Here is a 22,967-nt window from a genome sequence, read left to right on the forward strand (position 1 = left end):
TCAGTATTAGCAAGTATGTATGATGGTGAGATAACCAAAATCAATCAATTCAGGTTGCTATGGTGTCTATTTTGTTGAGGAAGGAATCATGAAAACTGCTTTAAATACTATTGCAGCGCTTATTGTTGCGACAGCAATGTCAGCCTGTACTAATAAATCAGCTGAAGATCATATTACAAGTGCCCAGACTTTATTATTGGATGGCGACGAAGATGCTGCAGTAATCGAACTAAAAAATGCAGTAGTTCTAGCTCCGCAATCCGCTGATGTGAGACTCATGCTGGGCAGTATTTACCTTTCTCAGAGTGAATATGGCGCAGCCGAGAAAGAGCTAACCAGGGCTTCCGAACTTGGCGCTAATGCCGACCAGGTTATTCCGCTGTTGACTAAGCTTTACTATTACCAAAACGATTTTGGTCAGGCGCAATGGGTATTGGAAGAAGCTGAAATTGAAAGCCCTGACGCGCTTAGCAAAGCGCACTTATATGCTTTCTTGGCAAAAATATATTCCAGTGATGATCAATTGGAACAGCTAAAAGTTCCAGAGCAACTGATTGGTGACGATCGTTTTATTGCTTCGGGGTATCTTGCACTAGCAAAAAGGGATTTTGCTGCGGTGCAGGAAAGTATATCCAGTTTTACTGAAACTAGTAGTGAGCCAATTGAAAAAGATTGGTTACGCGGCAGAACCGCTTCGGCGCAGCAACACTATTCAGAGGCTGTTGAAGCCCTGACTAAAGTGGTTGAGCAACAGCCAAAGCTGTATATGGCCAAATTTCAATTGGCTGATGCCCTGACCCAAACTGGCCAGTTTGATGCGGCAGAGAAGCATATAGATGATTTGCTCAAAGTCAGTAAAGAAAATGCCTATGCAAATTTATTGAAGGCTAATGTGAGATTTTTGCAAAAGGACTATGCCGAGGCCTTACCGCCAGCTGAGAAGGCCGTACAAAATGGTATGGATATTCCGGCTGCCAATGTTATCGCCGGTATTAGCGCTTTTCAATTACAACGACTGGAGATTGCATATCGTTACTTGCAGCGAGCTGCGCAGAGTATGCCGAATGATAGTCAGATACATAAGGTGTTGGCACAGACTCAATTGTTATTGGGATATACCAATGAAGCCAAGAACACACTGAATGCGTTGGATGATATCACCAACAGCGCTGACTTGTTTGCCGATACCGGCATGCGTCTAGCATTGCAGGGTGATATTGAAGCTGCTAAGTCTTTTTTGAAGAAAGCGAATGAAGTTGACGCCGACAATGCATTAAATCTGCTTCGGGAAGGGTTATTGAAAATTGCCACGGCAGATGAGTCAGGTATCGCAAATCTTGAAGCCGCTATTCGACAAGACGAATCTTTAAAGCAAGGATGGGTCTCTTTAGCCAGAGAATATCTGCAAAAAAATGAGACTCAGAAGGCATTAGCGTTGGCTGATGAATGGGCAAAGACGGATGCAGCAAATGGTTTGACGCTAAAAAGTGTAATACTAACCCATCTTAATAAACCCGAAGAGGCTAAGCAGGCCTTGATGGACGTGTTGAAAGTGGAGCCTGAACATCTGGGGGCTAATCAGCTTTTGCTTAATGCTGAGATAGCGGAGAATGATTATCCGTCCGCCATAGCACAAGCTAAAAACATTCTGACCTTCCTACCAGACAATTTCAGAACGTTGATGACACTGATTCGGATTGGTGCGCTATCAGGACAGGCTGGCGATATTGAAAAGCTTCTGCAAGCGCATATGGCGAAAAATCCGAGTCTTTCTTCGCCGTTGCTGGCACTGGCAAATTTTTATCGTGCCAACGAGCAGCCTGAAAAAGCAATTTCACTATTGAATGAGAAAAAAGACAGCTTGGATGGCCGGGGATGGAAGTATTTAGGCGATAGTTTAATGCAGATGGAAGATGTTGTAGCAGCACGAGCTGCATACAAGTCCTGGAGAGAGAAGTTTCCTCAGGAAGAAGATGCCTGGCTGCGAGGTATAGGGGCCGCGGAAGTGCAGAATGATATTAGTGGTGCCAGGGAATTGGTGTCAACGGCGTTAGTGCAGTTTCCAGCTTCTCGAACCTTAAAGCTACTGCGAGTTAACTTTGATATCAAAGCCGGAGAAATTGACAGGGCCAGAAGAGAATTAGAGTTACTTCGCAGCAACTGGGGACCTGTGCCCTATTTGGTTCTGTTGGAGTGCCAGGTCATGCAAATGGATGGTAAGAATCAACAAGCGGCAACCTGTTATCGAGGATATTACAATCAATACCCCTCGCTGCAGTCAGCACTATTATTAGCCAATTCGCTGCACTTAAATGGTAAAGGGGAAGAGGCAACAACAGTCTTTGATGGGGAGTTGGAAAAACTAACAGGAAAGCAGAAAGTTAAAGCCACTAACGCGGCGGCAGAATTCTTCTCCGCCAATGCTTTACCCCGTCAAGCAATTAAATATTACAGTCTGTTAGATAAAGCATTGCCCAACAATGCCGTGGTGTTAAACAACCTGGCATGGAATCAGTTACAGGCAGCGGAATTGGATAGTGCGTTACAAAGTGCGAAAGCAGCTGAGAAGGTGGCACCCGAATCTGCCAGCGTCAAAGACACCTTGGGATGGATCTATTTTAAGCGGGGTGAACTCAACTTAGCTGAAAGCAGTTTGAGAGATTCTCTCGGTAAGCGGGATTCAAACAATGTAAAGCTGCATTTGGCTGAAGTCTTGATCGCCCAGGGACAAAAGCAAGAAGCCAAAACCTTATTGGAGAGTATTGATGCGCAGGAATACGCGGAACAAGTTGCCTCTTTAATCCAACAATTAAATTAACTTAAAGTTGGCTTAGTCAACTATGTCTGTTGGGCCTCAAATGCATTCGATGTGCTTGAGGCTTTGTTTTACCTGCAGTTTACAACGTAGATGCGTTAGACCTATTGCTTACCCATTTGGCAGCCCACACACTGCAGAATTGAATGTTTCGTATCTCTGGCTTTTCAGGTGTCAGTGTTTTTAACAGTATCGTGTTTTATTTTTGTTGGCTCAGAGTTGCTTTTAGAGAAAACTCATAAAAAACAATGTTTTAAAAAGTTGGCATAAAGGGTGCTTTGTACAGTTAGGCGGCAACGTGAATTTATTGGAATGTTGGTGAGTCGTCTCACAACAAGTCGTCTCACAACAATGTAAAGAACTTGAGGAGCGAAGATATGAAGAAGTCACTATTAGCAGTTTCTTTGTTAGCACTGGCTGGTACTGCAGCGGCTGACCCATTTTACTTGGATGTTGGCACCGCTTACGGCTCAGTGAATGTAGGTAATTGTGCAACTTGTACTGGCAACAAAGATGAAGCTACTATTCTGTATGATTCATCTACTACTATTATCGACGTTGATAACAACGGTATCGATGTTGGTGATACTGTAATCACTAATGGTGGTTTAGGTGTTTCCCTGTTGCCTGGCATGAGCAACCCGCACCCATCATCTGCTTTTGGTAGCCTGGATTCAAACCTTATTACTGGTTTCAACCCCTCAAGCACCAGCAACGACTATGGTATTTCTCCTGATGGTAGCTGGGTGGTTAGCTTTGGTTTCAGTAACCTGACCGGTGTGGTAAGTGGATTTAACGGCAGCATCCCTCTGCTTTCATATGGCCCAGGTGTTATCAATTTCTATGTATCAGAACTGGGCGGTGCTCAGCAGAATTTCATGAACGTGAATGTAGATTTCGGTGGTCCAGATGGCTTGGGTACTGCTATTTTCGGTGAAGTTGACTTCACTGGTATCGGCGCAATGCTTAGTCTAGGTGGAACTGACCTGAGAAACCTGTTCCATTCAGCAACTCACAGCTGTAATGGTAACGATGGCTTCTACGACATTTGGAATGAGTGTGGTGCAGGCTCTCTGGGTAATGACATCATGGAAATCTTCTTTGATGGTCACTTCGACACTAACGTATTGTTGAGTCAGTTTGCTGCTGATGCTGGTAATGATGGTGCTAATGGTGACGACATGTACTATGTCAGCACTAACCACGACGGAAGTGTCACTTTCCGCGTGCCAGAGCCAGGTACCTTAGCTATGTTTGGTATGTCTCTGTTGGCTCTGGGTGGTTTGAGCCGTCGTCGTAAGTCTTAATAGATTTTTGAGCTGATACAAAAACGGACACTTAAAGTGTCCGTTTTTTTTGCATCTTTATTTACTGTTATGCAGCCACCACATCTCAATGCTAACCTGCTATTCTTTCAGCAAGTTTTTCAATCGCCAAAACATGAGTTTTTGTAAAGGATTGCGGTTCCCACCGGGACGCCAGGTTTTTATTAGTTTATTTCGATAAGCATCAAAGTGCAGGCCATGCGGAGCACATATAACTTCACCTCGATCTAGCAGGAGCTTCAGCACATTGGTGCATAAAACGCCGGCTGCCAGAGAAATTCCCATACAGGTAGAAGGTACCTTCTTTTTAAGAAAGTTCACTGAGCTGCGTTCAACCAGGTAATGCCGTTGCTGTACTGAGGGAGATACACCAATAACAAAACGCATAATATTGTCTTCAAACATTCTTTGCTTCTGCTCGTCGGTATCGGTTGGCTTTGGATCCTGCATGCAAAAATATTCTTCAAAGCTCATTTTTCCAGGCATAAATACCAGCATGGCGGTTCCCATACCCATAGGGGCCGCAGTGATACAGGGAATTCCTTTTTCATAGCAGCGCTGGAAGACTTTTCGTCTGATATCCAGGGCAAAGATATCCAGGCTGTCTATATACACATCTACACCTTCCAGAAAGGCTTCTAGATTATCGTCATTGACCCCTTCGCTAAAATTTTTAACTTCTGCTTCAGGGTTAATACCTCTGAGGGTGTTTTCCATAACCTCTGATTTGGGCTTGCCTATAGTGGCCATCGAAGCACCAGCCTGGCGATTGAAGTTGGCCAGATCATAATCGTCTAAATCAGAGATATGAAAATGACCTATGCCCATCCTTGCACACACTATGCTGTGATCACCGCCAACACCACCCAAGCCGCCCACAGCAACGCGACAGTTCCTTAATTTCTCTTGTTCTTCGCGCGTTACCCAGCCGATATTTCGGGAAAATGCTTCTTTGTAGTTAAACATAAATTGTCCTCTCTCTTTTCCTGTTGGCTGAGTCTGTGTTGTCTATTAATGAGGTTCAAAGCTGTTTAAGCATTTCGCTTTTGATACTGGAGAGCAGTTTCTTAAAACCAGGACTTAACGTTTCGGGTATGCGATTGGGATTCACATGATAAGGAGCCCGTTTACCGTGATAATCGACCACAGGCCCAATTTGCTCAAAGGGAATGCCGACAAATCTTAAACTTCTGGCGAGTCGGGGCTCCATCATCACAAAGCAGTGGTCAATACCTTTTTGCAGCACCAGTGAGGTAGCGGATAGGTAGAGCCCTACCGCGATAAAGGGAAAACATCGTAGTTCCTGCTCAGAATAGATATCCATGTTAATGGCACCTGTCGCGGCTCCCTGATGCTTATCAACAGAACGTCTTCTGAATTCAGCTGGCACAGCGAGTCGTGATATTTCTGCTATGCGGTGACGTTCAAAACGGCTGGGTTGAAGGTGCTCGTTGCCTATGGCGGATTGGCAGTATTTTTCTATAGGTAGTTTCTGGTCTTCGCTGGATGAATAGATGACTCTTACGGTTCCAGCATAAGTACCTCTGGATTTATGTTGAATCAGACAATGATAAGCGTGGTCATCAAATTCGTCAGTTTCTAAGCCGGACTCTCGTGGTTCTTCAAACTTCAGTTCATCACAGTACACGCCATGTCTGATTTTAAAGCTCTCATTTTCTAACTCTGTTGTATTGACAAAGCATGGTTGGAGATAATGAGAAAAATGCGACGCAATGCTTTTGGCGTGCCTGTCAGCAATCATCTTTTGCAATTTTTTTGCCAGAACACCAATAACGGGAAGATTTGTCGCACGCTGTATCAGTTTCATTCCTAGTTTCCAGAAGTATTTAGCGCCTATTAAGTTCCTGAGGCTCTCCCTGAAGGAGGCAAACAATGTCTATTTAGCCGTAACATTGTTTATCAGAAAATAAGTTTATCACCTGAAATAGTTTAAGAATGTGATTTATTTAATATTTTCTGTTTTAGGTCAAAAAAGAAATTATACCCACCTTGGTGTTTCCATATCCGGTGTATTGGGTGCTTGTTTAATCTTAGCAAAGTTATCTGGTTGTCTTAACGAAATACACAATCAATGTTAGGCTTACTGATAACCACTAAACATTGGTAGTACAAGGATGAAACGGACGCTATTTGTTTTTTTGATACTTATCTTCGCGCCTTTAACGCAGGCGGCATCAGGCTTTGAAACTATTGTCGCAAAGATAAAGCCATCGGTTGTCGGAGTGGGGATCAGTGATCCTATGGGATCGCCACGAAACGTTTTACAAGGAACCGGGTTTGCCGTAGGAGATGGCACACTGATTGTGACTAATTTTCATGTGGTGGAAAAAGCTCTGGATCCCGAGTCATATCAACAACGTGTTGTCTTTATTGGTATTGGCGAGTCACCAAAAATTAGTCCAGCAGAAATCATAAAAACGGATCCAGGACACGATCTGGCAATTTTAAAAATCAAGGACTCGCTACCGCCACTGACTTTGGCTGATGATACATACCTGCCGGATGGCAGAGATGTTGCATTTACTGGTTTTCCTATTGGTGCCATATTAGGTCTATACCCTGCTACGCACAGAGGCATGATTGCAGCCTTGACACCGGTCGTGATCCCCAGCGCTAATGCGCAACAGTTAAGTATTCAGATGATGAAAAGGCTTAAAGAGCCCTTTATGGTATATCAAATGGATGCCACCGCGTATCCTGGTAACAGTGGTAGCCCGGTGTACGACATAAACTCAGGTGAAGTCGTTGCCTTGATTAATAAGGTATTTGTGAAAGAGAGTAAGGAGGCCGCGCTTTCAGCACCAAGTGGTATATCCTACTCTATACCCGTAAAATATCTACATGCGTTGATGGCTGAGCTTGAGTGATCGGTGTCTGTTTTTTTTACAAGTTGATTTTATCGGTTTGTAATATCTTTTAAAAACAACGCGTTGGAAGTTGGTGTGATTTTTGCATGATAGGGTGAGTTGTGTTTCAGTTACTGAACTCTTCAGCGCTGATCTATTTGTTAGGAATTAGGACATGAGTGACGAATATAAAGCTGTTGACTCTCTCGAGGCGGCCAACAATCAAGAGGGCCAAAACCTTAGTCGGCGCAAATGGTTAAAGAAGGCCGGAGTTGCTGCTCCAGCACTGTTGCTATTGGCTAATCGGCCTGCAATGGCGATGGGCTGCACGATCTCAGGATTTATGTCAGTGCAACTGGGAACATCCCTGACTGTACATGATGGTGCGACCTGTAATGGCTGGAGTCCAGGAAACTGGAAAAACCAAAATGGACAGATTAATGCTTGGGCGTGGAATGCCACAGGTGAAACACCTAATTCGATGTTCAAATCTATTTTCACCACGAACAGATTGTCCTCAACTTACATCAGGAAAGTGGTGGGGGGTGTGCCAGAAAGCATGCCAATGGGATTTACCAGTTATCTGTCTAGCACGCTAGGTCAGGAGCTACGGGGAAAGACAAAAACCAATTCTATTACCCAACATGCAGCGGCCGCTTTTCTGAATGCAGCGTTTTTGGCCAATGGCGGCGCTGGTTCAAATCCTGATCCTTGGATGCTGACCTATCCCAACGTGGAAGATATTATTGGTGCCTATCTGCTCTATGAAATTTCACATTTGTCTGCAGGAATACTCCAAGCCAGCAGTGATACTGTTTATCAGTTAGAGCGCAATGGAATATTACTTGGTCGGTCAGATACGATGACCGAAACTGAATATAGCTCGTTCTTTAACAGTATTGCCGATGGCGGTGGTAGTCAGGCTTGGCAGGACGGACTCTAAGTTTTGCCAACCGCATTTAAATAAGCAGTGAATTTGCGGTATTTTCAAGCAGCTCAAACACAACTGACCGAGTATATTACACCACCTCATTGGGTGGTGTATGTTGGTCACTACAAACGCACTTTGCTGCTTCCTCTCCAAGCAAAAGCGCTGTTTGACTTTCTCTGCCAAAATGGCCCTTTTCCGTTATCCAGTGACGAGCTTCGGACAAACTTTGTCGGTACGGATGACGAATTTTTCTTTTTGATTGATAAGCTTGTAACTTCCGGGTTGTTGGAACAGGCGAAATGACGTTATCGGACTATTCTTTATCACAACTGAATTCCAGGCTTTCTGGAGACGGAGTGTGTTTTAGGTCTGGGCGTTTTGTATCGCGAATTCGCAGTCCTATCACCGAGGTGGCAGCAGACTTACTCAGAGTTTATTCTGGTGCCGAGGTCTGTGAAGATCAATTTGTAGACTTTGATATTGAGCTTTTACCGTCGGGGGGCTACCGTCGCTTTTACAAACCCCAGGTTAATTTTAGCTTTAATGGTTATTTGCCGTTTCAGCCTCTACCGCAAGAACAGTCACTTCCATTGATGGAATGGGGACTAAACTGGTGTGTCAGCAATCACTTTCAACAAGCCTTAGTTATTCATGCTGCTGTTGTTGAAAAATACGGACGAGCTCTGATACTCCCAGGACAACCAGGAGCAGGTAAAAGCACACTTTGTGCGGCCTTGGTAAGTGTGGGTGGTTTCCGCTTGCTATCAGATGAGCTCACTATTATTGATTGTCATTCGGCACAAGTGTTGCCAAATCCCCGACCAATAAGTTTAAAAAACAAAGCAATTGATATCGTCGCTGGGCTTCAAAGTGGTTTAAATCTGAGCCGTACTGTAAGAGATACTCAGAAAGGCTCGGTTGCATTGTTGCAGGCACCTCCTGGCAGTGTAGCAAGCTGGAATCTTACCGCCTCCCCTGGCTTGATTGTTTTTCCTAAGTTTAAGGCTGGCAGCGAGGGGGGAACCTTGCAAGAACTTAGTAAAGGTGAAACCTTCCTTCAATTAGCCAATCAGTCTTTCAACTATCCAATTTTGGCAGAGCAAGGCTTCAATGCGATATCCCGGCATTTAGACCAGGCTCAGTGCTATCGATTTGACTACGATGGCGATTTAACTGCCGCAGTCGATGCGTTAGATGGGCTAATGCAAGATGTTTGAGAAGCTGATCGTTCGTGCACTTAAAAATCCTAGCGAGGTAAAAGAATTTACTCCAGCTCAGTGGCAGGAGTTTTTATCTCAGGGGTATCAAACAGGTCTGCTTGCAAGATTTTACTTTTTGTTTAAGACCCAGACATTGCTTCAGTTTGTGCCACCTCCGCTCAGTTGGCATTTTAACTCTGCTCATGCGCTGAGCTTGGCGCACCGTAGAGATATTCGCATTGAAGTTGAGCATATCGAGCGGGCTCTGAAAATGGTTGGAATTCAGCCGGTGCTCCTCAAGGGCGTAGCGTATGATCTGGCTCAGGATAAAGTGGCTGAGGGCCGGGTTTTTTCAGATGTCGATATTTTTATCAGTAAGACTGAGTTGGCAAGTGCTGAGCACGCACTAGGATTGCATGGCTGGAACATGGGGAAAATGACAGCCTATGACCGTTCCTATTATCGGCGATGGATGCACGAATTACCGCCGATGATCCATAGAGAGCGGGGGATGACATTGGATGTGCACCATAGCCTATTACCTGTCACCTGTCGGTATGCATTTGACCCTACTGAGTTGCAGTTTGATGTCAGTAACGGTCATTGTGTGTTGTCGCTTATCGACCGTATCATTCATGCTTTTTGCCATCTGCTGATGGAAAGTGAGTTTGAAAAAGGTTTAAGAGACCTATCCGATCTGGACTTGCTGTTTCGTCAGTTGGACACTGCAGCCCAGTGGAATCAGCTGTTAACTCGGACTGAGCAGTTAGGCGTGGGGCGGCTGTGTTTTTACGCTCTTCGATATGTTCACCTTGTACTTGCTACGCCGGTACCTGATTTCGTTTTACAGGGGAGTCAGCGCTGGGCGCCATCTGCGCCTGTTCTCGGACTTATGGATTGGGCGTTTCCCAAGGTTTTGGTCAACGCATTGAGCATGACAGCTTCATGGCGTATTAAGTTAGCACATTTTTTACTGTATTTACGTGGACACTGGTTACGTATGCCGCTGCATCTGCTGGCGCCTCATTTAGCGCGCAAAGCCTGGATGAGGATCTCAGGGAGTGCCGAACAAGAGACAGCTATCTGATACGACGGGCAGTGTATACTGGCTTGGTTTGTCACTATTCATAGGGGATGCACGTTGCTTGACGTTATAGGATATAGTCTCTGCCTTGTTGGTAACCTGTTGCTTTTCCTTTTGCTGTTAACTGTGCGACGTCCTGGGTTACCTAAGCGCTTGCTTTTGGTTGCTGTGGTGACCAACCTGTTATGGGCGTTGACCCACATAGGCGCAGCCACCGGAGTCAGCGGTTCATTTTGGTTGTTGTTCCTCGAAGGTGCCAAGTCATTAATTTGGCTTATGTTTATCTCTTCGGTGTTAAAACGTGATTTACATCGTTTAAGCTCACTGCTTTCACAGCCAGTAACGCTTTTTAGTCTCGCTTTACCACTTATGTTACTGCTGTTAGGCGCCCCTGGATTTCTGTCCTTCAAGTGGCTGCTGCTCATTCAAACCGTGATCCCGCTGGTGATGCTCATTTTACTCGAGACATTATACCGCCAGGCTGGCTCAGAACGATGGCATTACAAACCCTTGGTGTTGTACCTGGGGGCGACCAGCTTATTTGACTTTGTTATGTATGCTGATGCCACCATGGTTAGCAGTATAGACCCGATGTTCTGGACGGCTCGCGGTTATATTTATGCCTTGCTACTTCCTGCACTTGTGATTGCAATACGTCGTATAAAACATTGGGGCATAGAGATCTTTGTCTCTCGGGATGTGGTGCTACACAGTTCGTTACTGTTGCTCGCAGGTGGATATTTGTTCGTGATGGCGATTGCAGGCTATGCCATTCGATATATCGGTGGGGATTGGAGTGGCGCAGTGCAATTGGTACTGTTGTTCTTGTCCTTAACCTTGTTACTTGTGCTGTTTTTATCCAATACGCTCAGAGCCAGAATAAAGGTCTTCATCACCAAGCACTTTTTTGCCAATCAGTATGATTATCGTGAAGAGTGGCTAAAGTTATCGCAGTCATTAAGCGGTAGTGAAAACAATTTAAGACAGGTTTTTGATAATGGATTAAACAGCCTAATGGCGGCCATTAATTATTCGTCAGGTATGTTGCTCAAATTTAATGGTAAAAATCAGCAAATAATGAGTTCTATTGGCCATCCACCACTCACTGATATTGAGAAGGATGTATTGGAACAACTTAAAGTCTTTTTGCAGCAAAAGCACTGGTTGGTGGATATTGAAGAACTTCGTTATCGTCCTTTTGTTTATGAGGGACTCAAGGTTAACCATGCCATCCTAAATCAATGCCGTTTCCAGTTGGTGTTGCCATTTTATCGGGATGAGCAATTGTGGGGTGTGGCATTGCTGTATGCACCATCAGAGCAAAAAATCCGCTTAGACTGGGAATTGCGTGATTATCTAAACGCAGTTATCGCCCAGGTGGCAAATTATCTTTTTCACTATGAAGCGGCCAAAGAGGTGGCTGAGAATGCACAATTTGCTGCCTTTAACCGAATGTCGGCCTTCGTCTTGCACGACTTGAAAAATGTGCTGGCGCAAATAGACCTTATTTTGTGTAATGCACAACAGCACAAAAATAACCCTGAGTTTATCGAAGACACTTTTGAAACATTGGCGCATACCAAAAGTCGTATGGAAAAAATGCTCAGGCAGCTGACAGAGAAAAAAGAAGCCTTGCCGAGTAGCACGCGCACGCTTAATCTAGGTAACCTTGTTAAAAAAGTAATTCAGGAACGTTGCCAAGGCTTATTACCCATACCTAAATTAGCTGAATCCGATGAAATTGAGTTAATTTTGGACGAAGAGAAGTTTAGTAATGTTTTATATCACTTGATTAGCAATGCGCAACAAGCCACACCTGATGACGGTTCAGTTGAATTAAAAGTGAAGGTGAGCAAAAGTGACGAAGGGGCGCTGTTAGAAATTACTGACACGGGGTGCGGTATGTCCCAAGAGTTTATTGCAACCCGTTTATTTAAACCTTTTGATACCACAAAAGGTAATGCAGGCATGGGCATTGGTGCCTATGACGCTAAAAATTACATTGAAAAAGTCGGCGGACGTATAGAGGTTGTAAGCCAAGTCGGGCAAGGTACCAGATTCAGTTTGTTTCTGCCTGCGACTGCCGCCATTGATACGTAGAGGATAATAATATACATGGAAACACTGCTAGTTGTTGATGACGACCTGGGAATACAAAAACAACTGAAATGGAGTTTCAGCGACTATGAAGTAGTTTTTGCCGATGATCGGCAATCCGCCATTGCTCAGTTGCGGCGTTTCGAGCCAAAAGTGGTGACCTTGGATCTTGGTCTGCCGCCTGATCCTGCAAATGCTTCAGAGGGGCTGGCAACCTTAGCCGAGATTCTTAACCTGGCGCCTCAAACCAAGGTGATCGTCGTCACAGGTAACAATGATAAAGAAAATGCGCTTAAGGCCATTCAGTTAGGCGCATACGACTTTTATCAGAAGCCTATTGATTCAGATACCATTCGCATACTCGTTAGCCGTGCCATGACGCTGTTTGACCTGGAGCAGGAAAACCGTCAATTGGCACAGTCACTACCCGCTATGGGCAGAATTATTGGCAGCAGCGAATCCATTCAGCAAGCCAGCCGCAGAGCAGAAAAAATTGCTCAGACTGACGTCAGTGCACTTTTGCTGGGTGAAAGTGGTACAGGTAAGGAAGTATTTGCTCGTTCCATTCATGACTTAAGCGCCAGGCGCAACAAGCCTTTTGTGGCGATTAACTGTGCCTCAATTCCTGAGAACCTGCTTGAGAGTGAATTATTCGGTTATGAAAAAGGCGCTTTTACCGGAGCTAACAAAACCACCCCGGGTAAGATAGAGACTGCCCAGGGCGGCACTTTGTTTCTGGATGAAATAGGGGATATGCCAATAGGTCTGCAGGCCAAGATGCTGCGATTTTTACAGGAAAGGGTGATCGAACGGGTTGGTGGGCGTCAGGAAATACCAGTGGATATTCGGGTGGTCTGTGCCACGCACCGAGATCTGTCATCTATGGTGGCAGAGCAAACTTTTCGTGAAGACTTATTTTACCGGGTCAGTGAAATTACTATTCGCATTCCTCCGCTCAGAGAGCGGGGCAGCGACGTGGTGTTGTTGGCGCGTACCTTTCTGGGGGCCTACAAAGATGAATATGGCTCCAAGGTCAAAGGCTTTAGCGAGGCCGCCATTGAAGCCATGATGCAGCATCGCTGGCCAGGCAACATTCGCGAGTTGCAAAATAAGTTGAAGTCGGCAGTTATCCTCGCCGAAGGGAACCTGATTCAGGCCGACGATATGGGCTTAACGGCTGGGCAAAATGGCACAATGCAGAATATTAATTTGCGAGAGGTACGTGAAGAGGCGGAGAGCCGGGCAATCAGGCAGGCTTGGCACTTGGCTGAACAGAATATGTCTAAAACCGCAGAGTTACTCGGCATCACTAGGCCGACCTTGTACTCGTTGATTGATAAGTACCGGCTGGATGACATTAAACCCAGCAACTGACATTACTGCCGTTAAACGTAGATCTCAGACAGATCAAAGATAACTTGGAATAAAGTATTGTAATTGGTTACTTTGTGTGGAATATAAAATCCATTAACCTCTGTAAACAAAGCGCCCTGCTCGGGGCCAATAATAAATAAAGGTGTTCATTTGTCTGATTGGTTAACTATTCTCCCCCCTGTTCTAGCCATCGTTGTGGTGTTTTGGCGCAAGGAAGTCATCCTGGCATTGATGGTTTCATTGTTCTGTTCGGAATTGTTGCTGTTGGCATCATCTGGAAGCAGCCTGGTTCAGGCCGGTATGTTGGGACCGTTTCAAACGTTGGAACGAGTTGTTGCGGTTTTTAGCTCAGCCGGTAACACCCGGATCCTGATCTTTTCACTGCTGGTCGGTGCACTGTTAGCCTATATGCGTTATTCAGGTGGCGTAACAGCTATGGTGGAAAAACTGATCAATAAAGGGGTGGCCAAAAGCCAGCGCCAGGTAGGCTTGCTATCCTTCTTTTCCGGGGTCGTTGTATTTATTGAGTCTAATCTCAGCGTGCTAACGGCGGGTATCTTATCCCGGGGGTTGTTTGATCGTTTTAAGATGAGCCGTGCAAGGCTAGCTTATATTATCGATAGTACCAGTGCACCTATTTGTATATTGATCCTGTTAAACGGCTGGGGGGCTTATGTACTGGGTTTACTAGGCAATTATCCCACTGAGCAGTCGGCTGTATCTATCCTCATTGGCACTATTCCAATGAACTTTTACGCCTGGTTGACCCTGTTATTAGTGCTTTTCACTATCCTGACCGGCAAGGTCTATGGCCCGATGAAAGAGTCGGAGCGCCTGCTCAACCAAAACCAGGCTCACAGTGAAATTGATTTTGAGGCGACTAAGGCTCGCTTCATGATAGTGCCGCTGCTGACCATGGTACTGGGTATGCTGGGTTTTATGTACTGGACCGGCGATGGGCAGATTACGCAAGGGGATGGTTCTAAGTCTGTACTCTATTCCACCACTCTGGCCTGTATGGTGGCCTATGGTTTGATGCTGCAGTCAGGTCGCTTTAAGCACAAAGATCTGGTCGATATCGGCTTTAAAGGTATGGGAGAGTTGTTACCCCTGGTGTGTATTGTTTTGCTGTCACTGGCCCTGGGTAGCAGCCTAAAGTCGCTCGGTACGGGTGATTTTATCGCGGGCATTGTAGCTGAATCCTTACCCTTGTTTTTGATCCCAGCCTTGTTGTTTTTGGCTGGCGGACTGATTTCTTTTACCACTGGTACATCTTGGGGGACTTTTGCCATCTTGATCCCTATCGGGATGCCAATGGTGTTGAACCTGGGATTACCGCCAGAGTTAATTCTGGCAGCGATTTTGGGCGGCGGCGTGTTTGGTGACCATTGCTCGCCCATATCCGATACTACTGCTGTAAGTAGTATAGCGTCAGGTTGTGACTTGCTTGAACACGTACGCACGCAGCTTCCCTATGCTTTGTTCTGCGGTGTATTAACACTAGTGGCCTATTTGCTGGCCGGTTTGTTTTGGATTGGACTATGAGAAGAAAAATCCTGCTGACTGTGATGATGACGTCTGGCTGGGCAACGGCCCAGTCGATGCCGGAAGATTTTGCCGATATGACAGCTATGCTACCCGATGCGGTCTATGACATCCGTTATCACGGCAGCAATAACTTTGTTGGTATGCCTGTTGATGGTTACCTGGCACCCAAGTGCATATTACAGGGGAAGGCAGCCAAAGCGCTGGTAAAGGTGTCAGTGGCGGCCCAAGCGCAAGGCTATAAGTTGAAGATCTTCGATTGCTACAGGCCAACACAAGCCGTAGCACATTTTATGCGCTGGGCGCAGGACTTGGCTGATACTGCCACTAAAGCGGCGTATTACCCGAACCTTAGCAAAGACAAGTTGGTGGGGGAGTATATTGCTGAACGCTCGGGCCACAGTCGCGGCGCGACCCTTGATTTAACCTTGATGGAGCAAGACGAACAAGGCGAATGGGTAGAACTGGATATGGGTTCGCCATTTGATATGTTTGATGTGTTGTCTAATACCGAAAACCCATCGGTCACTGACGCCCAACTGCAAAATCGTTTTACCTTGCGGACGTTAATGGAAGCTCAGGGCTTCACCAATTACGATATGGAATGGTGGCATTACTCTTTGTCACCACAACCTTACCCAGATACTTACTTCAATTTCCCCGTTGAATAAGATGGGTTTATTAAGGCCTGCTTAGTGGCAGGCCTTAATTCTTGCCTAAATCAGCGAAGCATTTCCAAGCCCTTGATTTCTTTGATACCCAATCCAGGGGTGTTTTCTATACTTATTTCCGCGCCATTGAATTTCACGTTGCCGACCACTGGGTCAAAGGCGCAGAGTGATGGCCCATCCAGATCCACTTTGGTTATTACGTGAGATTTCGCTACCGCCAGGTGCGCTGCTGCCGCGACACTGATACTGGTTTCCAACATACAACCTATCATGCACTGAACATCAAAGGTTTCAGCGATATCTGCTATGCGTATCGCATTTGAGATTCCGCCGGTCTTCATCAATTTGATATTGATAATATCGGCAGCGCGCATCTTGATGAGATCTATCACTTCTTTGGGGCCAAAGGTACTTTCATCGGCCATAACGGGGGTATGTACACGCTCGGTAATGTACTTCATACCTTCCAGATCGTAGCCTTTGACCGGTTGCTCGACCAATTCAAGACGCACACCTGCGTCCTCAAGTTTAGTCAGCGCGTATACGGCCTCTTTGGCTGTCCAACCCTGATTGGCATCAAGACGAAGCAATGCTTTACCTTCTACAGCTGCATAAATCGCTTTGACTCGCTCTATGTCCACGCCAATGTCTTTGCCGACTTTTATCTTTAACGTCTCAAAGCCTTGGTTAACGGCATCAATACTGTCTTTTACCATCTTATCTATGTAATCGACACTGATGGTGATGTCGGTGCTGATGGTGGGTTCACCGCCGCCCAGAATTTTGTATAAGGGGGTATTGTAGCGCTGAGCAAATAAGTCATAGATCGCAATTTCTACCGCAGCCTTAGCACTGTAGTTTTTAACAATGCTGCCCTGGATCAAATGCGTGATTCGATTAAGATCTTCTATCTCTTCACCAATCAGCTTGGGTTTAATCATGGTCTTGATGGCTTCAATAATAGAACCATGAGTGTCACCCGTTATGACCGCAGTGGCAGGGGCCTCACCGTAGCCCACATGGCCGGTATCTGTTTCAACAATAACGATGACATCTTCGACTTTTTCTACTGTCCTTAATGCGGTTTTAAACGGGGTCTTAAGCGGTACCCTGAGCATGGCAAATTTGATATCGGTGATTTTCATATAAGACCCTTAGCGAACAGACTTGATGGTGTAAATCCGATCCAGATAACTGGTGGACTTAGATAGGTGCAAAGGCAGCAGCGGCGTGACTGACACGCCGTTCAAACCACCCTGATAGTAGTTACCCTGCTCATCCACATATGACATGCCGTGCACATCGTGGATCACATAGGGCTGACCCTGTTCCTCGCCCAGATACATAACAACATGGCCAGGAATATAAATGAGATCGCCCACTTGCAGTTCTTTCAGGGCATTTAATTTGTCTTGAACCGGGCTGTCTGCATCAAAACGAATATTTTGCCCGAACGCACCATTCCCTTGCTCTCCGGAATTGCGCGGCATCAATATGCCGAAGGTACGATAAATTTCTGACACAAAGCCAGTGCAGTCCCTGGCGTTGTAATCATGTCCCCAGCCATAACGTTCGCCCAAAAACTTAAAGCCCTGCTGAATAATATTGGCTTTGTTAAACGGCAGATAACCTTGATGAAGGTCCTGGTTACGGCTGATTAACGCCGGTTTGAAGGACAACTGGCCACTCTCTTCACGATAGGGGAGTTTCACCACATAACTAGCGTAAGGATTTTGCCCATATAAATAGTGTTTTACCGACTGGTTATCCAGCAGCGGCATCCGCACACCCATATCCAATTGTTTTTCTGATAACTGAGGTTCTTGTGGGTTGTAGTTGGTAAATACCTTGGCGCCTGTGACCACCACAAATGGTGCCTGCTGTCCGTAGCCCAGCACTTCTTCTTTGCTACCTAAGGCAACCGACGACTTAGGTAACCAGGCCAGATAATGATAAGCCCTGGCTAAATACCACTGGCCGTCCTTACTTTCATGCAAAATGGCCAGCGCATCGCCAGGAAACAACCCGGTTTCAATGAAACGGTCGATATCCAGATCCATCGCTTGGTTGTAGGTTTTCTCGGCTGACGGAAAGCGGCGCATATTGGTGCGCTCGGTAACCAAAGCAAACCTAATCGCGTTCTGTGGCTTAATTGCTGCAACGTTGAGGTTATCAAGATAACGCTGATAGTCTGCACTGCTTAGTTTAGTGCCATCGGCAAAAAATCTGTCACTGCTGGGAACGGTACTGATTTGGTTGATGGCCGCCTTGAGAGCATCCGCACTTAAGCGAGCGGGTAACTCGGACAGATTCTGCAATTCTTCTTGCTGCTTAAAACTGCGTTGGTTGAGTGATTTAATTTGCAACTCGTTGAGCAGCACAGTCTGCGCATCTTCCTGCTTTAGTTGCCAGTATTCAGCATGCAGGTGCTGGGGTTGAATACCAATAACATCAGTATCCGCAAAGGCTTGGGGCTGATAACTAGTAAGAGCAAAGCCAAAAAGCAATAGTAAAGAGTGTAACTTAATCATAGTTTTTCCATTCTCAGTGTCAGATGGCCGGCAACAGGTTACCAACCAAAATGCCTCCCGCTGTGCCGACTATATAACCCAGCAACGCCATTAGTATACCAACGGGGATAAGGCTGCGTGAGTAAGAGGCGGCAAGAATTGGCGCCGAGGCAACCCCACCTATATTGGCCAGTGAGGCTACGCCACAGGTAAACAAATCCAGCTTGAATAGCTTAGCCAGTATTAACATCACTATGGCATGCAGCAGCAGGATAAGTAGGCCTGAAAGAATAAATAAGGGAGCCTGACCGATGTTTGCAATGCTGCCTCTGGAGGCGATCAAGGCAATCAGCATAAATAGCATCAGCTTGGATAATTCGCGGTCTCCACCTAATCGCTTCAGTGGTGTTTGCGCTGCGATCAGGCCAAGTCCGGTGGCAATAACCACCTGCCAAGCCGTGCTGTTGAAAAACATGTTGGTTGGTAGCAACTGGCCTAAACTGATGGCGCTGGTTGATACCAAGGCGCCACAGCCTAACCAGAATAGCAGTGAAGCGCCATTGGCGGGGGCAATGCGCTGTTCGTCCAACTGTGCCGCAACCTGTGAAAGCCGTTCGCTGTCTGCACCACTCCAGCGATTGAACTTGGTGGCATGGGGAGTAAGGGCGAGCAGAATAAATACCCACACGGCATAGTCGATAGAATCCACCAGCAGCGCATAGCCCATGGCGTCTTCATTGATGCTGAAGATCCCTTGCACCGCCACCATGTTACCTGTGCCTCCCAACCAACTGCCTGCTAAGGCCGCAAATGTTTGCCAACTGTGCTCTGGTAGCCAGTTTTTGGTAAGCATGTACACAACAATAATGGCCATAACGATAGACGTTGAGGCTGCGAGAAAGGTTAGCAGTAGCCGGGGGCCTAGTTTGGCAATGATGCGCAGATCCGCTTGTACCATCATCAGGAAAATCATGGCCGGCAACAGACTTGTCTTGGTTGCTTTATAAGCTTGGTCTACAGCTGGGCTGGCTTGCCAGACTGAGAGGGTGGCTGCACAGAGAATCATAAAGTACAGCACAACTACGGCAGGTACGAGGGAGAAGAAGCGTCGCCCTACCTTTTCTTCCAGCAAAGCCAATAAGCCGGCGCTGGCCAGGATCAAGGTCATAAAACCTGTGACGGATTCGATGAGAGTAAACGGCATGCTCTGCAATGGGCCTCCTGCACTTGTTTAATAAATACACATGATGATTATCTAGGAATATTATTTCATATCAATACAAAAATAATAATAAATTATTTACAAGTGCCATGTTGGTGATATTTTATCCAAGAGCAGTTTTGCCTCTGGTATCACTAGCTCAAACGAAAAACAATAAAATCAAGGGGATAACATGTTGAACAAAGAACTGAAACGCACGGCTCTCAGTCTGGCAATATCCGGCATGCTGGGAATTAGTCTGATGCAATACGCCGGTACCGCTATGGCGGCAAACAACGACGGTGCCATTCACGGAACCGTGAGTAATGAGATGGCAGAGCATCTGCAAGATGCCCAGGTCACTATTGTAGACAAGGCGACAGGTATTAAACGTTCGGTCACGGTTAAGTCCGATGGACGCTTCCGTTTTCCCCGTCTGCCAATAGGTAGTTACGAGATTACCGTGCAGAAAAACGGTTACGAAACACTGAAACTGGACAATGTGTCGGTGGGAATAGGCAATGCCACGACGCTTGAACTGACGATGACCAGTGGCGATGTGGAAGTTATCTCGGTATCAGGTGCCCGTATTGCCATGATTGATACCACGTCCACCGAATCAGCATTAAATATTTCAGCCCTGGAGCTGGAGCGATTGCCTGTAGCCAGAAGCATTAATTCGGTCGCTTTGCTTGCCCCGGGCACGGCTGGTGGTGGTCGCCATGGTGGCTTGTCTTTTGGCGGGGCATCGGGTGCTGAAAACGCAGTCTTTATTAATGGTTTAAACGTAACAGACCCTGAGCTGCCTACCAGCTATTCCAGTGTTCCATTTTCTTTCTACAAGGATTTTCAGATTAAAACCGGCGGTTATTCCGCTGAGTTTGGTCGAACTACCGGGGGCGTTGTCAATGCGGTGGTGAAATCTGGTACCAACCAATTTGAGTTTGGTGCCGATGTCTACTATTCACCGGATGCTTTACGTGGCGATGGTAAGAATACTTATGACAAGCTAGGGCGTAAGGTGGTTAACCGAGAGAATGACAGTAACGACAGCTTAACGGCCTCTGTTTACGCTGCCGGCCCGATCATTGAAGACAAGCTGTTTTTCTTTGCCTTATATGAACCGCGTTTGGTGCAGAGTGATAGCTGGAACAGCACCGATACTCACTTGAGCAAATATGAGGATGACTCTGGTTTCTGGGGCGGCAAGCTGGACTGGTATATCACTGACGATCACTTGCTTGAGTTTATTGCCTTTTCAGATGAGTCAGATGGTACAACGGATATCATTAAAGACGGTGTTTTGGATTCGACCACATTAAGCAGTAGCGGTGGTAAGAACTATATTGCTACCTATACCGGTCACTTTAGCGAAGACTTTGTGATGAAGGCTATGTACGGTGAGCTGGAACGTCAGTATCGGAGCAATGCTACCACAGCCTTAGAATGTAACCGTGTCATGGATTACACCAAGCTTGGACCTATTTTTGATCTTAGTTGTACATCGCTGGGTATGACGGATGACCGGATTAACAAACGTGAATCCATGCGTTTGGATTTTGAATGGAACATTACCGATGCCCATTTGTTGCGTTTTGGTATGGATTATGAAACCCGCATCACCCAGATGGATCGCGCCTATCCTGGCACTACAGCTACCCGCTATGAAATTCGAGATGTGGTACCGGGCGGTTCGTTGAACGGTGAAACCCTCAGCGATGAATACGACTACTACGTGAGGGCACGTACCCGCAAGACATTTGGTAATTTTGAAACCGAAACGTCAGCCTTTTACGTTGAAGATATCTGGTCGGTCACCGATACCATCACATTAACCTTGGGGGCCAGGTACGACGAGTTCGACACCACAGGTGCCGGGGGAACTGGCTTTATGAAGGTCGATGGTATGTTCTCTCCGCGGGCAGGCTTTGCCTGGGACGTCAGTGGTGATGGTGAAACCAAGGTATTTGCTAACCTCGGACGTTATTACTATCCGCTACCTAATTCATTGGTGGCGCGTGAAGGTGGCGGTACTGTGGATGTTTCCAACTACTATTACATGGAAGGCGGCTTGTTGGTTGACGGTGTATGGCAGGGGGGCTTTACCGAAAATGTGATTTCAACCGGCCAGACGAATCTTACGCCTAATCTTGGCCCCATTATCGGTGAGGCCATAGAGTTTGGTGCGGTGGAAGCGGCTGAAGACCAAAGTTACCGAATTGATAACGACTTGGAAGCCAGTTTCCAGGATGAAGTGATTCTGGGGATGGAAACCATGCTGAATCAGGACTGGCGTCTGGGAGGCCGTTTGATCTACCGTAAATTCGAAAACGCGGTGGAAGACATGAAAGTTTACCGTGATTGGGGGGACTGCAACTCACCCGGCACCTGGTTGATTGGTAACCCCGGTAAAGTCATCAGCCTGCAACTGGAATGTAATGGTCAGATGCAAACGGTGGAAGTGGATTTGGGTAAAGAGCAGATTCAGGCCGGCCATGCGCAGAATAAAACTGATCAGGATATAGGTAGTCCGGTACCATTTAGAAAATATGGTGCCATGGAGCTGGTATTGGAAAAGCAATGGGATGACCTTTGGTCATTCTATGGTTCTTATACCTGGGCGCATAGCTGGGGTAACTACGAAGGTGGGGTAAACAGCGATACTACTAACAATGTGGCTGGTTGGTTGGAATATGGTGACGATCCAATGTATCTGGTCGGTGGCTACGGTAACCTGCCCAATGATGTACGCCATCAATTCAAACTGCGTGGTGCTTATGCAGTGACAGATCAATGGACTATTTCTTCCTCGCTGAATATGTCTTCTGGTCGGCCCTTGAATGTGAGAGGAGTAGGGAATCCGTATACAGAGGATGAGCATTACTATATGAACTGGGTTTGTGTGGAGAATTGTGCAGGCGATGACAGTGCCAGCCGCGTTTATAATGCGATACCCAGAGGCTCATATGGCCGCACTGATTGGCTGATCTCCCTGGATGCCAGATTGTCTTACAAGACACAAATTGCGGGCATGGATACCAGGGTATCGCTGGATGTTTTCAACGTCTTCAATACTCAGGTTGTTACACGCACGGATCAGTTCCTTACCGAAGTGGATAGTGTGGGGATTCCCAACGATGACTTCGGAGTAGCAACTGCTTTGCAGGGCCAACGCTCTATGCAGCTAAGCGCTTCAATCCGATTCTAATCGCTGTTTGTAGATCAAAAGGGGCATTTATTGCCCCTTTTTAATTAGTGTGTGGCCAGGGTTTGTCTATTCGAAATACTTATTTCCAAGTAGTCCGATGTTAGGAATAAAATATTTAAATCTTGTTAAAATGGTGCTAG

General features: G+C 46.3%; 17 protein-coding genes. 12 read left to right on the forward strand and 5 right to left on the reverse strand.

The window, feature by feature from the left end; all coding sequences use genetic code 11:
• Positions 1-88: 88 nt before the first annotated feature.
• Complete coding sequence (gene prsT / locus J0A65_RS11010) at positions 89-2,818, forward strand: XrtA/PEP-CTERM system TPR-repeat protein PrsT (protein WP_206594233.1); 2,730 nt, start codon at positions 89-91, stop codon at positions 2,816-2,818.
• A gap of 374 nt (positions 2,819-3,192) precedes the next feature.
• A complete protein-coding gene (locus J0A65_RS11015; protein WP_206594234.1) occupies positions 3,193-4,122 on the forward strand; it encodes a PEP-CTERM sorting domain-containing protein in 930 nt (309 codons plus the stop codon).
• Positions 4,123-4,221: 99 nt separating this feature from the next.
• On the opposite strand, the gene J0A65_RS11020 is transcribed toward J0A65_RS11015, so the two are convergent.
• A complete protein-coding gene (locus J0A65_RS11020) occupies positions 4,222-5,106 on the reverse strand; it encodes a ThiF family adenylyltransferase (protein WP_206594235.1) in 885 nt (294 codons plus the stop codon).
• Between the two features lie 55 nt (positions 5,107-5,161).
• Entirely contained in the window at positions 5,162-5,968 is an 807-nt protein-coding gene (locus J0A65_RS11025; RefSeq protein ID WP_206594236.1) for a PEP-CTERM/exosortase system-associated acyltransferase, read from the reverse strand.
• A 307-nt stretch (positions 5,969-6,275) separates the two neighbouring features.
• Here J0A65_RS11025 and J0A65_RS11030 point away from each other — a divergent pair, with 307 nt between their 5' ends.
• The 9 genes from J0A65_RS11030 (at position 6,276) to J0A65_RS11070 (ending at position 15,908) form a co-directional block, all read left to right on the forward strand.
• Positions 6,276-7,028, forward strand: coding sequence for a S1 family peptidase (locus tag J0A65_RS11030; protein WP_206594237.1), 753 nt, complete (start codon positions 6,276-6,278; stop codon positions 7,026-7,028).
• A gap of 154 nt (positions 7,029-7,182) precedes the next feature.
• On the forward strand, positions 7,183-7,950 hold the full coding sequence (locus J0A65_RS11035) for a hypothetical protein (RefSeq protein ID WP_206594238.1): 768 nt from the start codon (positions 7,183-7,185) through the stop codon (positions 7,948-7,950).
• Between the two features lie 33 nt (positions 7,951-7,983).
• Positions 7,984-8,241, forward strand: coding sequence for a hypothetical protein (locus J0A65_RS11040; RefSeq protein WP_206594239.1), 258 nt, complete (start codon positions 7,984-7,986; stop codon positions 8,239-8,241).
• The gene (locus J0A65_RS11045) at positions 8,238-9,155 is read left to right on the forward strand and encodes an HprK-related kinase A (protein ID WP_206594240.1); all 918 of its coding nucleotides are present in this window, start codon (positions 8,238-8,240) and stop codon (positions 9,153-9,155) included. Before J0A65_RS11040 ends, J0A65_RS11045 begins: the two co-directional genes overlap by 4 nt.
• Positions 9,148-10,224, forward strand: coding sequence for a nucleotidyltransferase family protein (locus J0A65_RS11050; RefSeq protein ID WP_206594241.1), 1,077 nt, complete (start codon positions 9,148-9,150; stop codon positions 10,222-10,224). Before J0A65_RS11045 ends, J0A65_RS11050 begins: the two co-directional genes overlap by 8 nt.
• Positions 10,225-10,278: 54 nt before the next feature.
• A complete protein-coding gene (prsK, locus tag J0A65_RS11055) occupies positions 10,279-12,321 on the forward strand; it encodes an XrtA/PEP-CTERM system histidine kinase PrsK (protein WP_206594242.1) in 2,043 nt (680 codons plus the stop codon).
• Between the two features lie 15 nt (positions 12,322-12,336).
• Complete coding sequence (gene prsR / locus J0A65_RS11060; protein ID WP_206594243.1) at positions 12,337-13,692, forward strand: PEP-CTERM-box response regulator transcription factor; 1,356 nt, start codon at positions 12,337-12,339, stop codon at positions 13,690-13,692.
• A 150-nt stretch (positions 13,693-13,842) separates the two neighbouring features.
• A complete protein-coding gene (locus J0A65_RS11065) occupies positions 13,843-15,237 on the forward strand; it encodes a Na+/H+ antiporter NhaC family protein (protein WP_232849884.1) in 1,395 nt (464 codons plus the stop codon).
• Entirely contained in the window at positions 15,234-15,908 is a 675-nt protein-coding gene (locus J0A65_RS11070) for a M15 family metallopeptidase (RefSeq protein WP_206594244.1), read from the forward strand. The genes J0A65_RS11065 and J0A65_RS11070 overlap by 4 nt, the downstream gene beginning before the upstream one ends.
• Positions 15,909-15,958: 50 nt before the next feature.
• On the opposite strand, the gene J0A65_RS11075 is transcribed toward J0A65_RS11070, so the two are convergent.
• The 3 genes from J0A65_RS11075 to J0A65_RS11085 are packed head-to-tail and all read right to left on the reverse strand — an operon-like array spanning position 15,959 to position 19,622.
• Positions 15,959-17,053: a dipeptide epimerase gene (locus J0A65_RS11075; RefSeq protein ID WP_206594245.1), complete on the reverse strand. Its 1,095-nt coding sequence runs from the start codon at positions 17,051-17,053 to the stop codon at positions 15,959-15,961.
• 9 nt (positions 17,054-17,062) lie between these two features.
• Entirely contained in the window at positions 17,063-18,439 is a 1,377-nt protein-coding gene (locus J0A65_RS11080) for an NlpC/P60 family protein (RefSeq protein WP_206594246.1), read from the reverse strand.
• Between the two features lie 19 nt (positions 18,440-18,458).
• Positions 18,459-19,622, reverse strand: a complete 1,164-nt coding sequence (locus J0A65_RS11085; RefSeq protein ID WP_206594247.1) for a DUF819 family protein — start codon at positions 19,620-19,622, stop codon at positions 18,459-18,461.
• A 190-nt stretch (positions 19,623-19,812) separates the two neighbouring features.
• On the opposite strand from J0A65_RS11085, the gene J0A65_RS11090 reads away from it, so the two are divergent.
• Entirely contained in the window at positions 19,813-22,827 is a 3,015-nt protein-coding gene (locus tag J0A65_RS11090) for a TonB-dependent receptor (protein WP_206594248.1), read from the forward strand.
• Positions 22,828-22,967 lie beyond the last annotated feature (140 nt).

Origin of the sequence: Bowmanella yangjiangensis, assembly GCF_017255015.1 — a bacterium.
In the GTDB taxonomy this organism is placed as follows: domain Bacteria; phylum Pseudomonadota; class Gammaproteobacteria; order Enterobacterales; family Alteromonadaceae; genus Bowmanella; species Bowmanella yangjiangensis.

What these genes read in the sequence shown, in the direction of transcription:
- prsT (WP_206594233.1), top strand. Translation starts at nt 89, where the DNA reads ATGAAAACTGCTTTAAATACTATTGCAGCGCTTATTGTTGCGACAGCA.
- J0A65_RS11015 (WP_206594234.1), top strand. Translation starts at nt 3,193, where the DNA reads ATGAAGAAGTCACTATTAGCAGTTTCTTTGTTAGCACTGGCTGGTACT.
- J0A65_RS11020 (WP_206594235.1), bottom strand. Translation starts at nt 5,106, where the DNA reads ATGTTTAACTACAAAGAAGCATTTTCCCGAAATATCGGCTGGGTAACG.
- J0A65_RS11025 (WP_206594236.1), bottom strand. Translation starts at nt 5,968, where the DNA reads ATGAAACTGATACAGCGTGCGACAAATCTTCCCGTTATTGGTGTTCTG.
- J0A65_RS11030 (WP_206594237.1), top strand. Translation starts at nt 6,276, where the DNA reads ATGAAACGGACGCTATTTGTTTTTTTGATACTTATCTTCGCGCCTTTA.
- J0A65_RS11035 (WP_206594238.1), top strand. Translation starts at nt 7,183, where the DNA reads ATGAGTGACGAATATAAAGCTGTTGACTCTCTCGAGGCGGCCAACAAT.
- J0A65_RS11045 (WP_206594240.1), top strand. Translation starts at nt 8,238, where the DNA reads ATGACGTTATCGGACTATTCTTTATCACAACTGAATTCCAGGCTTTCT.
- J0A65_RS11050 (WP_206594241.1), top strand. Translation starts at nt 9,148, where the DNA reads ATGTTTGAGAAGCTGATCGTTCGTGCACTTAAAAATCCTAGCGAGGTA.
- prsR (WP_206594243.1), top strand. Translation starts at nt 12,337, where the DNA reads ATGGAAACACTGCTAGTTGTTGATGACGACCTGGGAATACAAAAACAA.
- J0A65_RS11070 (WP_206594244.1), top strand. Translation starts at nt 15,234, where the DNA reads ATGAGAAGAAAAATCCTGCTGACTGTGATGATGACGTCTGGCTGGGCA.
- J0A65_RS11075 (WP_206594245.1), bottom strand. Translation starts at nt 17,053, where the DNA reads ATGAAAATCACCGATATCAAATTTGCCATGCTCAGGGTACCGCTTAAG.
- J0A65_RS11080 (WP_206594246.1), bottom strand. Translation starts at nt 18,439, where the DNA reads ATGATTAAGTTACACTCTTTACTATTGCTTTTTGGCTTTGCTCTTACT.
- J0A65_RS11085 (WP_206594247.1), bottom strand. Translation starts at nt 19,622, where the DNA reads ATGCCGTTTACTCTCATCGAATCCGTCACAGGTTTTATGACCTTGATC.
- J0A65_RS11090 (WP_206594248.1), top strand. Translation starts at nt 19,813, where the DNA reads ATGTTGAACAAAGAACTGAAACGCACGGCTCTCAGTCTGGCAATATCC.